This is a genomic window from Chlorogloeopsis sp. ULAP01 (assembly GCF_030381805.1).
Lineage (GTDB): Bacteria > Cyanobacteriota > Cyanobacteriia > Cyanobacteriales > Nostocaceae > Chlorogloeopsis.
In genome coordinates, this window is the sequence record NZ_JAUDRH010000021.1 from 64162 (window position 1) to 76643 (window position 12482).

General features: G+C 41.8%; 11 protein-coding genes. 5 read left to right on the forward strand and 6 right to left on the reverse strand.

Going from position 1 to position 12482, the window contains the following annotated elements; all coding sequences use genetic code 11:
* Positions 1-15: 15 nt before the first annotated feature.
* The gene (locus tag QUB80_RS32205; protein ID WP_289793527.1) at positions 16-318 is read right to left on the reverse strand and encodes a hypothetical protein; all 303 of its coding nucleotides are present in this window, start codon (positions 316-318) and stop codon (positions 16-18) included.
* A 589-nt stretch (positions 319-907) separates the two neighbouring features.
* The gene (locus QUB80_RS32210) at positions 908-2509 is read right to left on the reverse strand and encodes an iron uptake porin (protein WP_289793585.1); all 1602 of its coding nucleotides are present in this window, start codon (positions 2507-2509) and stop codon (positions 908-910) included.
* 223 nt (positions 2510-2732) lie between these two features.
* Here QUB80_RS32210 and QUB80_RS32215 point away from each other — a divergent pair, with 223 nt between their 5' ends.
* Positions 2733-5180, forward strand: a complete 2448-nt coding sequence (locus tag QUB80_RS32215) for a hypothetical protein (protein ID WP_289793528.1) — start codon at positions 2733-2735, stop codon at positions 5178-5180.
* Positions 5181-5334: 154 nt separating this feature from the next.
* Here the strand turns inward: QUB80_RS32215 and QUB80_RS32220 are convergent, their stop codons facing one another.
* Positions 5335-5520 carry a hypothetical protein gene (locus QUB80_RS32220; protein ID WP_289793529.1) on the reverse strand — a complete coding sequence of 62 codons (186 nt, stop codon included), beginning with the start codon at positions 5518-5520 and terminating at the stop codon, positions 5335-5337.
* A 355-nt stretch (positions 5521-5875) separates the two neighbouring features.
* On the opposite strand from QUB80_RS32220, the gene thrC reads away from it, so the two are divergent.
* A complete protein-coding gene (gene thrC / locus QUB80_RS32225) occupies positions 5876-6967 on the forward strand; it encodes a threonine synthase (RefSeq protein ID WP_289793530.1) in 1092 nt (363 codons plus the stop codon).
* A 191-nt stretch (positions 6968-7158) separates the two neighbouring features.
* Here the strand turns inward: thrC and QUB80_RS32230 are convergent, their stop codons facing one another.
* Complete coding sequence (locus QUB80_RS32230; RefSeq protein WP_289793531.1) at positions 7159-7365, reverse strand: hypothetical protein; 207 nt, start codon at positions 7363-7365, stop codon at positions 7159-7161.
* Positions 7366-7696: 331 nt separating this feature from the next.
* Here QUB80_RS32230 and QUB80_RS32235 point away from each other — a divergent pair, with 331 nt between their 5' ends.
* Positions 7697-8881: a hypothetical protein gene (locus QUB80_RS32235; protein WP_289793532.1), complete on the forward strand. Its 1185-nt coding sequence runs from the start codon at positions 7697-7699 to the stop codon at positions 8879-8881.
* A gap of 24 nt (positions 8882-8905) precedes the next feature.
* Here QUB80_RS32235 and QUB80_RS32240 read toward each other — a convergent pair whose 3' ends face one another.
* The gene (locus QUB80_RS32240) at positions 8906-9376 is read right to left on the reverse strand and encodes a hypothetical protein (protein ID WP_289793533.1); all 471 of its coding nucleotides are present in this window, start codon (positions 9374-9376) and stop codon (positions 8906-8908) included.
* A gap of 312 nt (positions 9377-9688) precedes the next feature.
* Between QUB80_RS32240 and QUB80_RS32245 the strand changes: the two genes are divergently transcribed.
* Both QUB80_RS32245 and QUB80_RS32250 read left to right on the forward strand, forming a co-directional pair.
* Positions 9689-10195: a DUF4112 domain-containing protein gene (locus QUB80_RS32245; protein WP_289793586.1), complete on the forward strand. Its 507-nt coding sequence runs from the start codon at positions 9689-9691 to the stop codon at positions 10193-10195.
* A gap of 20 nt (positions 10196-10215) precedes the next feature.
* The gene (locus tag QUB80_RS32250) at positions 10216-11148 is read left to right on the forward strand and encodes an alpha/beta fold hydrolase (RefSeq protein WP_289793534.1); all 933 of its coding nucleotides are present in this window, start codon (positions 10216-10218) and stop codon (positions 11146-11148) included.
* 88 nt (positions 11149-11236) lie between these two features.
* Here the strand turns inward: QUB80_RS32250 and QUB80_RS32255 are convergent, their stop codons facing one another.
* Positions 11237-12481 carry a DUF4912 domain-containing protein gene (locus QUB80_RS32255; protein WP_289793535.1) on the reverse strand — a complete coding sequence of 415 codons (1245 nt, stop codon included), beginning with the start codon at positions 12479-12481 and terminating at the stop codon, positions 11237-11239.
* Position 12482: the final 1 nt, after the last annotated feature.

Below are 12482 nucleotides of genomic sequence, written 5' to 3' on the forward strand. Positions count from 1 at the left end.
ATATCTTAATTTAGATTACTGCTGCATAGAAGGTACAGGAAAAATTCTGCTAAATATAGGAATACGTGGGTTAGGTTTAGTTATAGCTTGTTCAGTGTTAACAGCTAAAGCTTGATTGGATGAATTAGATTGATTACTTAATTGAGGTTGCACATTTTGTTCTGTAGTAATATCAATTTGATTAGATATTGATATAACATTATTGTCAGTGTCTCCTGGATTTGACTCTTTCACATTTTGAGCATAAGAGGGCGTCGTAATTGAAGCTGAACTCACTATTAAGATAAGTGTGAGCAGATGATGATTAAATTTATGCATATAAATAGTTGTTGTTCAAAAAGTTTTCTAAATCAGCATGAATAGTTTATGGAATTCAAGTACTGCATCCCACAAAATATATATATCTGTTGTCAATCAAGATTTTAAGTTGGCTGAATCAAATCATAATGGTGAATGGTGTATAAAAATCTTATCTACTTTGAAGTAGAGTTTTAAAAAAAATGCTAGGTAGATAGGCATAAATATTTTTAATTTTTATTCATGCCCATTGACATCACTTGATGATGCTTTATTTTCAGCCGATACAAATTGAATTGATAGATGCACTTGTAAAGGGGACTGGAGACTAGTGACTGGGGATTAGGAAAAGTTTTTTCTTTTTCCCTAATACCTAGTACCGACAATTAACTATTCAAAATTTATCTTCTTTGAAAGAGTATATACAAGAGAGAATTCTCGGAAAGCCCCAATTTTTTGTGTACTGTACTAAAAAGCTTGTATTTATAGCTCATTTAGCTAGCTGTGAGAAAAAAACATGAGCTATTTATAAAGTTTTATCAAAGAAATCTTGTGTGGCTTCATTACATAAATTAAATTCTGCAATATTTCTCGACTCATAAACTTCTACTTAAAAACTAAAGCTAGTCCGCAAAACACCCATAGTAATTGGATCGCTATCTGGAGTATGTCCGGGTTCCCAGATATGAATTATCCCTGGTGTAATACTGATATTATCTGTTACTTGGTAACGATAAAAAGCTTCAATGTGATATGTTGTTCCTGGTTGTCCGCCCGCACGTCCTAAACCTGTATCTATAAAGTCAGGAACATTGTTTCCTACGGGCAGATCGCTATTTGTAATTTTTGGGGGTTGTCCGAAATAAATCCCACCTAAATTACCCTTGCCAAATAAATCAGGAAAATTAAGATACACCATGTAATTTGTTGTCTCTACAGTTCCCGTTCTGCCAGGAATATAAGAATTTGTGTAACCAAGCCATCCACCTAAAGTAACGCGAGGTGAAATTTGCCAATTCATAGAAGCGCCAACAGCATTTGTTTGTAGCGGTTCTGATTTTCCTGTTGCGGGATTAGTCGCGGTTAAGCAATCATCTCCTGCAAAACTTAGCAAACAACCATCTGATGAATAATTATTAACGTAATATAAACTAAGATCTAAAACGTCAGATGGTGTCAGTAATAATTGCAAAGCACCAGTTGTGTTGCCATCAAATAAACCGTTGCGTTTTCCAGGATTGCTAGGAGTATTACTGGTATAAATTGCCTGCAAGCTAGCCCGTTTGGCAAATTGCCAATCAACAGCTATACCACCCTTACCAAATCCAATGTCTAGAATTGGGTTTCTTTGTGCAAACCATGATAATGGCCCTGTAGCAGCACTTTCATACCGATTAGGGCCTCGAAAAGCAGTGGTCATACTGACACCTTCTGTTCCTATCATCACTGCTAAATTGTCAGTAACCAGCCAGTGATAATTGAAATCGCTTACGATTAACTGAGCATCGGTGGGATATTCATAACTAAGATAAACATCATTGCTAAATCTGGGTTCTGTTGAACCGTCGGCAGCTAAAAGACTAGTAAATAAATAACTGCGGGGACTAAGTTGAGTTGTTAAAAATAGTAGGTGTTGATAGATAATATTAGTGTTTGTACCTGGATCATCTGTATCTTTTATCCCATCTCTAGGAGAAATATCAGCACGATTGCGGCTACGTCCTTGAATACCAATTATTGATAAACCACTGAGTTTGGTAGTTGCCGAAAATTGATTGGCTTCAATTTTGGCAGTGCGAGCTTCTAAATTATCGACTTGACTGCGCAAAGTTGCTAATTCAGCTGCAAAGTCTTCTTGTAATTTTTGTAGAGTTATTAAATCTTCGTGGCGAATTGTATCATTGGTTGCTGTAGCGATGAGTTCACTTACCCGATCTAGGCAAGCATTCAATCCGGCTGCAAATTCGTAACGAGTTAAAGCACGCTTGCCGCGATACGTCCGATTTGGATAACCTACAATGCAGCCATAGCGTTTTACTAATGACTGCAATGCACCAAAAGCCCAGTCTGTAGGTTGCACGTCCCTGAGCTGGGAAACCGATGTAACTTGTGCCATCGGCTCGTCAAGAGCAGTAGAGAATATTTCTGTTTGTTCCTCTAACTTTTCTGTAGGAATGGCGATTGCTTTTGTTGGCAGTCCGGTGACTCCCATTACTAGGAATAACGTAATGACCCAGGCTTGACCAATGTTCAACTTTTTACACTCTACTTACATAACCTCCAGGGTAGAGCTTATTAAAGTTTCCTTGATTATGACATTAGTAAATTTACGCAATTTGTAAAAAATAACACTTTTATTTTTTTGGGCAATATTGGAAGATGACGAGTATAAAAGAAAAATAACTTTATTTATAGTTAAATATACTGAGAATAGTATGGTAGATCGCTCAATCCCTCCAGCGCCAAAACCATATAAACAGAATCAACAAAATAAATCTTCTGCTAACACAACGAAAAAGCACACAGTCAAAAAAGTACAGAAAAACTTGAAGAAAAGGCAAGGAAAAATTCTCACACACAATTCTCAAAAAGGTACTAAGTCGGTTCTACATCAAAAGAATAAGGCAAAGACAACTTCTGCTCGAAGAGGAAGTCATCTGGCATCAATAGTGGCGATCGCAGTTTTGCTCGGCAGCGTTGGTTTGATTGCGGGTTTTGCCTGGGTGAGTATTGAATTAATCCTAAATCCCGATAAAGTCACTTGGCTAAATCAGCTTATACCTACATGGGTGAAATTTTCCTTCAATAGTACAGAACAGCCTCAAAGCTTGGACGAAATTCAAATCAACCTTACAAAACAGGGGTGGATGGCAGGAGAAATTTTACCCTTAAAAGCTAATCCAACAGAAGCTTTTGTCCTGCCAGTTCTCAAACAGCGTGCCAATTGTCAGTCAAACTGTAAAGATGTAGTTGAAGTTAGAGTCTATCAGCGATCGCACAACCTAGAACTACAATCCAAACCAGAAAAATACTACAATTTGATGGCTAAGTTGCCTGTAACTGGGCTAGAAGAATCATTTGTCCTCAACCCCTTAGTCAATGCTAATTCTGAGCGCCAAGGTTCGAGTACACTCCTGCCTGTGAGTGAAGTGGGGCGCTTTGATGGTGACACACCATCCCCTGGTATTTGGTTTTATTTGCAAGGTAAGCGTACCTCAGGCACTAATGCGATCGCCTATGGCTATATCGTTCACTACAATCCCGAACGTAGCCACCTCCAACTCATGTTGTCTTGGACAAGTCCCTCTGGGAAACTACCCGAATGGCGGCAAGTAACTGGTAGTGGTGCCAAAGAATTAGTAGTAGATCAAACAGTCGGTTTTGAACCTCAGCTACGTGTTTATCAAGCCAAGCCAATTGAGTTTATCCTCAACCCTGTTCAATTGGAAGAAGTTTCTCTGCAATCTCCTGCTCTCAATGATTCCGCTTACCAAAATGCCTTGCTTATTGCCCGCAGTGGATTGTGGACGCCAGCATGGGAATGGTTGCAATTTATTAGCAAAAAACGCCAAGGTAAAATGCCCGCAGCAGCACAAGCACAAATCGATCTGATTCGCTTGCACTCTCAATTCACGAAAACGCAAGCTGATACAACTTGGGTAAGTCCTAGTCAACAAGTGCTAGCAGATTTAATCGATGGGCGTTGGGAAAAAGCTTTGCAGGTGTTTGAGGCATCACCACAGAATGCCCAAGAAATTACTACTTTACTAAAGGCGGATGCAGGAAGGTTGTGGAGTCGCGTTGAGGCAGCACTGCAAGTCAATCCTCATCGCTCGGAGGTGCAAGCTTGGGGAGCCTTAATTTTAGCAGTTCAGTACGGACACGAACGTACCAACTCTTTCTTGAAGGAACAAACCAAACTTTCCCAAGAATCTTTTGCATACATCCAAAGTCTACTTGCACAACAGTTGCAAATTAACCCCACTCACCCTAGCCGGATTATTGGTTCGGTACAGGCGATCGCAGCAGTAAATCCCACCGACTGGTGGCAACCCAATTTTGCCGAGACACAAAAAATAGAAAAGCAAGCTTGGTATCAAGTACAGGTGTCTGCTTTTCATAACGGTAAACGTTGGCTGTATTCTCCCTTTGCAAATTTGAACTCGAATAAAACTTCCTCAATCAAGTCTTTCTGGCAAAGTTTAGGATTTAGTTCCGATCCTGACATCGAAATCGTTGTCTGGCTTGCTAGTGGAGAACAGCAAATCGTTACGGCAACAGTTAAGGGTATACGCTTGCGCAACACAGAATTACAGCTACTAGTTGCTGTAGATGAAAAAATTCCTCAAGATGACAGCAACGCTATGCAACCATCTCCGTTAGCGCTTACCTCAGAAGCACTGGAGTGGGTACAGCCATCTCCTATTACTCTTGAACAGCTCTACCAACAAAATGGACTGCGGGTAAAGGTTATACTCCCAACGGTATGGCGATTATTACAAACTTCTGGGCAACTACCACCCGGTGAAATACCAAGCTTTCCTCAAATGTTACAAAAGTTAGGCTATTGGCCTGTACAAGAGATTGATTTAACTGGTAATGGGAAGTCAGAAACAGTGGTAACTATTTCAACAGAAGCAATAAAATCTCTGCACCAAACCTCAGATGAAGATCAGGAGCAACAACCACAGCAATCCCGCCCTCGAACAATAATCTTATCTGATACTGGTAAGATTATTTATACAGATTTCAGCAATAACTCTGTACAGTTTTTGACAGCGATCGCCAAGCTTTCAACAGCAGATTCCCTGACATTACTGGTAGAAAATGCCAATACCTATAGACTCAAGCGCTGGTCAGAAAAAAATCAGCGCTTTGAGTAATAGGGTGATGCCGCTAAAATTGCGCGATAGAGATGTAGCCTTGCGCTATTTGCCGCAAAATTTGACTACAAAAATCAAATCAAAAAATATAGCTGCGTCGCACCTGTAATAGCCGTTTGAAGCGATGGTTGCATGGGCTGTACCATTAATTCAGCTACTCTTCCTTGACGGTGCTTTCGATACGCTGTAATTTCAGATTTTGTAATTGCTGTAAGAGGCAGTCAATTTCTGCTTGCAAGTGAAGCAATTTGACTTGCTGATCTGCCTGATAAAAACATTTATCTAACTTTGTTGCCAAGAAAGTTTGGGACTCGAAATCAGAAACACTAGATTTAGACATTGCTTATTAAATTCAAAAATTAACTCACACCTTAAGTGATATTATAATAAACGATTTTGAAGATTTATTAAAAAATTATATAATTTCTATTTGCCACTGTAATATATTGCGACTTGTATACTAAACGACGACAAAGGAAATGATTTTTGTTCCATCAGAAAACAACGAGCTTGTGCAGGAGCAGTTAATAAAACGTAGTGCAAAGCTTTCCATAGAAGCACCTAAAAAGATAAACTGGCATTCTACATTAATTACTAGGGACTGGTGAAAAAGTCAAAAATACTTTTTCTTTTTTATTTCCTAGCCCTTAATCTCTAGTAACTAAACAAAACACTTTAATAAGCTTTAAAATCCCGTGACTTTGAGCCTGTCAGCTATTAAACCTCATCGCCAACCCTGGCCTGGACTTATAGAGCAATATCGTGAATACTTGCCTGTCAGCGACAAAACGCCGATTGTGACTCTGTTGGAAGGTAACACTCCTTTGATCCCAATTCCTGCGATCGCAGAACGTATTGGCAGACAAGTACGTGTTTTTGCTAAATACGACGGTCTTAACCCCACTGGTAGCTTCAAAGACCGAGGAATGACAATGGCGATTTCTAAGGCTAAGGAGGCTGGCGCAAAAGCTGTAATTTGTGCAAGTACTGGCAATACCTCGGCGGCGGCGGCGGCTTATGCTAAACGTGGGGGAATGCGTGCTTTTGTATTAATTCCCGATGGGTATGTGGCATTGGGTAAACTGGCGCAGGCGTTACTGTATGGAGCAGAGGTACTGGCAATCAAAGGGAACTTTGACTGCGCGCTGGAAATTGTCCGGGAAATGGCTGAAAGCTATCCAGTGACTTTGGTGAATTCAGTTAATCCTTTTCGCCTGGAAGGACAAAAAACAGCAGCTTTTGAAATAGTCGATACCTTGGGCAATGCTCCCGACTGGCTGTGCATCCCTGTGGGAAATGCGGGAAATATCACAGCATATTGGATGGGATTTTGTCAATATCATCAAATTGGCAAGTGCGATCGCTTACCTCGGATGATGGGTTTCCAAGCTGCTGGTGCGTCTCCTTTAGTAACAGGTAAGCCAGTGGCACATCCGGAAACCGTAGCCACTGCCATTAGAATTGGTAACCCTGCTAGCTGGGAAAAAGCCGTTGCAGTCAAATCAGCAAGTATGGGGAATTTTCATTCCGTCACAGATGCAGAAATTCTGGATGCCTATCGACTACTGGCATCAGAGGAAGGTATTTTTTGCGAACCAGCCAGCGCTGCTTCAGTCGCAGGTTTGTTGCAAGTAAAGGATCAAATTCCTACAGGTGCAACAGTAGTTTGTGTCCTCACTGGCAACGGTTTAAAAGATCCAGATACAGCAATTAAACACAGCCAAAGCCAATTTAAACAAGGTATTGAGGCGGAAATTAAAGCTGTAGCCCAGGCAATGGGACTATGATATCCTCCCGACAGCCCACAAACCCTCGTTACTAGGTTCAACCTGGTAACGAGAGCTAGAGCAAGAGTGCTCTTCTTGAGAATTGTGCAAGATAGACGATTATGTAATAAATCACACAACGAGACCAGGAAAATATTTCTTTTCCTGTTCCCTGTTTTCAATAAAGATACTTAATAAACAGTAAATAAATATCAAGCTATTGACATCTTGAAATGGTTTGGTCTATTTTTGGACAAATCTTCAACAGGTAGCGGCGAGGAGTCCCCCACCGATCGCCCACCTAAAGGTGGGGGAGGAACGCCGCTCCCGGTACTGGGTACTGGGGGAGGTTGCAAAATTTGGGAGGGTTTTAAAGCCCCTTCCATAATTTTTCCGCTTTCCACCCAATTCCCAGTCACGAGTACCCAGTCCCTAGTCCCTTTTACTTAATTAGACTTATCGCTTAATAAATTATTCATAATCTTAGACTTCAGTACAATAGGAGCTGGAAATGCAGGTTCTTGTTAAGCGATAACTCAATTAAATTACCGTAAACAAGGATTGAGCAATTCTAACTTGCGCAAGTTAAATCAACCTTTACTTCGGTTTCACGCAAGCTCACATTGGATCGGTGCGTGAAGTTCTTTGAAATCAAATTTTATTTTTCAAGGTTTTGGCTCTACCAGCCTTAATTGAAGAAACTCACTAAATGTGAGCTTCTACCAGCTTTGATGGAAACACAAGAGGCAAATGATAATTTTCGATCCCAGTGCTTTGAGTGCTATTAGCTATGCTCTGAATGTAGCTGAAGTAAGCAGTGTTAGCACACAAAATCAATTTAGCTTGAGTCTGAGATATAGCAGGGAAAAGCTTTTACACCTGAGCTCAACTGCTGCCCCCAGTCTCATAGCCCAAGTAGACGACAGTAAATGCGGTTCAGGCAAACCACGCGATAAATATAACTGGCCGTTCGCCTGCGATAGCATTTGGAATATGCCGATTGGCTCGAATGCTAAATACGTTGATGTCCATATTGGCTCAAAAGGTGTTGGAGTAGACACTACCTGGCTAATTAGAACAAAAAATACAGATCCAGTTGTGCCAACCTATATGCCTGGAGCTTGGGGCGAAGGTCGCTGCACAGGTAAAACTCCCCAACAGCAGGCACAGTGGCATCCCGAAGCTGGGGAGCCTTTGAATATTCCAAAAGATCTGATTATTCCGGATGCAAGACAAAATTTTACTCCCAACAACTCCTCAGCCGTTCTCAAACCCGATGGCAGAACTCTAGTCTCTTTTAACGTAACGGCTCGCTGTCAACAGGGCAGCCCATTTTACGGTAGTTGGTTTGGAAAGACCGATATCTACGGGGATGGCATTGATGGTGGTCATGGTGGCTCAGGGATGTCAAGTATTGGTGGGAGTATTCGCAAAGGCGAGTTGTTCAATAATGCACCTATTCGTCACGCACTTAAACTTGTGATTTGGGGTAAGTGGCTGCACTACGATCCTTCATCGCCAACCCCCGGTCGCCGTTGGCCAGCTCGTGCAGCTGATGCAGGCGCACCGCAACAATACCAGGGTTCTAACCCAGCTTTAGTGATGGGTTCTTTGCTGGCAATTCCGCCGAATGTCAATGTAAAACGTTTGGGGCTAACTACCAAAGCAGGCAAAAAGATTTTTCAAGCGATGCAGAACTATGGTGCTTACGTCGTTGACGATTCTGGTTTTGACTATAACTATCTTTGTATCGACCATAGCGCCGAGCAGGAGTATCAGGCAGTTACCGGACATTACTTTAATGACGATAAAGCACTCCAAGCCGATCTCACCAAAATAATTGGTGTTTTGAAGGTTGTGGACAACAATGGGTCGAATAGCATTGGTGGTGGTGGTAAACCTCGTCGTCCATTAGCACCGCCAATTGGAAACTAGAAGCGATCGCCCATTCCTACGGTTTTATTTTTGCTTTTGACTTTCTGTTTCTGTTGCACGCTCTCGTGTCAAGCTATCAATTGCATCACCCAAGGCGGTAGTAAGGTTTTTACGGGTTTGGGCGTGGTTTTCTCGCTCTGTTTTCAAAGCTTGTTGCAGACGATCGCGTTCTTTAATGACGCTAATAACTTTAGCTTTCAATTCTTCTAAAGATTTAATTTGAGCTATTTCTTGTTGGATTGCAGTTTTAGCTGTAACCTCATTGAATCGTTCTTCTTCAATACCTCGCAGACGCTCAATTTCTGTTTTCAATGATGCGATCGTTTGTTTCGAGAACTCAGCATCTGTGCGGCGCTGTTCTGCTTCTGTGTTGTAAAGTTTACGCCATTTTTGTGCACTTTCCCATCCCACATGACGTTCTTGCTGTAACTGTGCTACCTGCTGTTGCAATGTCTGAATTTCCGTTAACCACTGTTGTGTTAATTCTTGAGTCATAAATGTAAATGGGGGAGATGGGGGATAAGGAGACAGGGGACAGGGGACGCGGAGAGTAATAAACCAACTACTGTACGGGAGGCAGCGCGTTGCGTGGGTTAAGCGCGTTGTAGCGACTGCCGTGCGGGTTTAAAAGAGAAATTGTCGGTTTTAACCCAAAGATAATCAGTAAAACCCGCCCCTACTGACTAATGACCAATGATCAATGACTAATATAGTAATTATTGTTACTTATAGCAAAAAATATACTTGAAAATTTTCCAGACGAGAGTAGAATATTTGCGATTTAGTAAGAAAAATGCGATCGCTGTTATGTCTAAACCACTCTCTCGCTTTTACACAATTGAATCTGAAGTTAGAGCACCCACCTTGAGGCGGTTACGTTACCTGAGTCGGCTACTAGATAAAGCTGTTGTGATTCCTGGAACGAACTTGGGTATTGGTTTAGACCCCATTATAGGATTAATACCTATTGGTGGTGATTTTCTGGGCGTTATGCTTTCTGCCTATATTATTTTGGAAGCAGCACGCTTAGGTACGCCAGCAGCTACTTTGGGCAGAATGGTTGTCAATATCATAATTGATGGCTTGGTCGGTGCGTTTCCAATATTAGGAGATTTTTTTGACTTTGCTTGGACAGCAAACGAATACAATATTAAACTGCTAGAAGAATACCTAAAGTTTCCCAGCCACAGGAAAAGTGCAGATGGGTGGTTTGTCTTTGTAGTTTTGATTGGATTATTAGTTGTCACCATTGTGTTAGTCGCATTGCCTGTGCTACTAATTAGACTGCTGTGGGGAGTTTTAACTGGAAATTAAAAAAGTGATTGACAAAAAGAATGAAAGATTGGTGGCAAGTGACTTTTCCGCAAGGGCGGCAAAGTCTAACAATTACTGATGCTCATGGTTATCCTGTACAAATTGCCTATGGTGAAATAGGTACTGGTAAACCCCTAATTTTATTACATGGGATGGGTAGCTGGAGCTACAATTGGCGTCACAGCATTGAGCCATTATCTAAATACTTTCGGGTGATTTGTTTTGATGCCAAAGGTTACGGTTTTTCAGAGAAACCTGTCTCTCGTCGAGAACAAAGTGGTCATCAGGTAATTGAGTTAGAGCGAATAATTCGGGAACTAACTGATGAACCTGTAGCAATAGTGGCAGAATCTTTAGGTGGATTAGTTGGTCTTGCTCTTGCTCAAGAAAATCCACAGTTAATAGGGCGATTAGTAGTAGTAAATGTACCTATTTTTGCTGAACGTTTGCCCCATTGGGGAATGTCACTACTTGCTCATACTCCACTGGAAGTAGTGCAAACAATTGATACTTTGCGTTTAGCATATCTGTTAGCACCATTTGTTAAAGAAGTTATGGCAATAGAACGGCGCGGAGTACTGTTCGATCCATCAATTTTGACTCAAGAAGATGTTTATTGGATCACTCACCCGTTTATTGAATTTCCTGGTACTCTTACCAAAGTAGCTGAAGAGATACAAATAGCTGCACGAGAAATTGAGAAATTTCAAGCAAATAAACCAAATTTACTCAGTAATATCCAAAAAAATCTTGGTAATATTCAATGTCCCACATTAGTTTTATGGGGTGATCAAGATAGCTGGTTTCCTGCTAGTCATGGTGAAAAATTGCATCAATGTCTTCCTAATTCTAGGTTGCAAATTTTATCTAAGTGCTGTCATGATGCCTCAATGGGAGCTTCTAAAGAAGTAAATACAGCTATTTTTAAGTTTTTGCAGGATACAGGATTCTAGTTATAAAATCCCCAACTTCTGGTCAGAAGTCGGGGATCTGTGTTTTTAGTTTATTTTTGTTGACTTACTTAATTTGGAATCCCAAATTTCAAGACAGCCATTCTAAAACAGCTTCTTCCTTGGTGTTGGTATTGCGTGATGGAGTTTCACGAGTGAACTTCATGTGAATTGAACGTGTTTGTTCGCCATCGGCAGCAACAGCCATAATTGGATAGTCAATCAAGCCATCTTGGAAGGACATCTGGAAACGGAAGGTTCCATCTGGATTAAGCTTAATCGGACGACCGCCAATTGTTACAGTCGCATCGGGTTCAGTTGCACCGTAGACAATCAACTCAGCATCAGCAATTAACCAAAACTGGCGCGGACGCATTGGTACGGCAGAGGCAGAAAAGCCAACACCAGACATACCAACACCAGACATGGTTAAACCAGATACGGTGGGAACAGCCCACATTCCGACACCAGATGGGAAGACATAGGAACTGATAGCTTGTTCTGGAACCATTGAGCCTGGTACGTGCTGCATTGAACCAAACAGTGAACCAGCAACCCGCATTGCCTCTACAGACTCTGCCATGCCAAAGATTTGGTCGTAAATGGCATTGCCGTTTGCACCAGTGGCAGTAGCAACTTTCTTGGCAGGAGGAACGAGTTCGTAGAATGTCTTACTACGTAATTCTTCGTCAAAATTGACGGTCAAGAAAACATCTTCAATCCAGTCGGATGGATAAACAGGAGGAACGTGTACGGGAGCAGAACGGGCTAGTACTAGCCAACGCCCATCTGCACAACGGTAGCCAATGTCGATAACGTAATCGCGATCGCTCACCGGTACTGGCAAGTACCATTCCCGTGCTAGCTCATCACAAGGATACTCTTGAATGCTATGAGGACTTTGATAATCCAAGCTTATGTCTGTCACATCATATATGCGCAGTGCCAGCTGTTGTCCTCCCTGACGGCGCAGTTCTTCCTTGTGGTTGTTAGGAACATCCCAATAAGTATAAGCCCACTGGGGATCGCGAGGCATCAACACAATCCGGCTTTCACCATAACCAGCAGGTAAGTCACCTATTCCTTCATCTACATCAGCAAGTGTACCGCCATTACGATCTTCCTGACCCAATTCAAATTTTGCTGCTTCCACGGTTTCCTGTGCCTCCATTAAGCGAGATTGGCTAATAGAAACTTTGCTGCGCTCTACGTCTTGAATCGCTGCCAGCAATTGAGATTTACGCATTCGGCTGTAGCGAGAGACTCCATATTCACTAGCAACTCTGCGTAGTTGCCGCAATGTCATCTCTTCTAGCGGTGGGCGTTCTTTTGCCATG

Coding starts and splice junctions, on each gene's coding strand:
- QUB80_RS32235 (WP_289793532.1), top strand. CDS start 7,697: ATGATAATTTTCGATCCCAGTGCTTTGAGTGCTATTAGCTATGCTCTG.
- QUB80_RS32245 (WP_289793586.1), top strand. CDS start 9,689: ATGTCTAAACCACTCTCTCGCTTTTACACAATTGAATCTGAAGTTAGA.
- QUB80_RS32250 (WP_289793534.1), top strand. CDS start 10,216: ATGAAAGATTGGTGGCAAGTGACTTTTCCGCAAGGGCGGCAAAGTCTA.
- QUB80_RS32205 (WP_289793527.1), bottom strand. CDS start 318: ATGCATAAATTTAATCATCATCTGCTCACACTTATCTTAATAGTGAGT.
- QUB80_RS32210 (WP_289793585.1), bottom strand. CDS start 2,509: ATGGGAGTCACCGGACTGCCAACAAAAGCAATCGCCATTCCTACAGAA.
- QUB80_RS32255 (WP_289793535.1), bottom strand. CDS start 12,481: ATGGCAAAAGAACGCCCACCGCTAGAAGAGATGACATTGCGGCAACTA.
- QUB80_RS32215 (WP_289793528.1), top strand. CDS start 2,733: ATGGTAGATCGCTCAATCCCTCCAGCGCCAAAACCATATAAACAGAAT.
- QUB80_RS32240 (WP_289793533.1), bottom strand. CDS start 9,376: ATGACTCAAGAATTAACACAACAGTGGTTAACGGAAATTCAGACATTG.
- QUB80_RS32220 (WP_289793529.1), bottom strand. CDS start 5,520: ATGTCTAAATCTAGTGTTTCTGATTTCGAGTCCCAAACTTTCTTGGCA.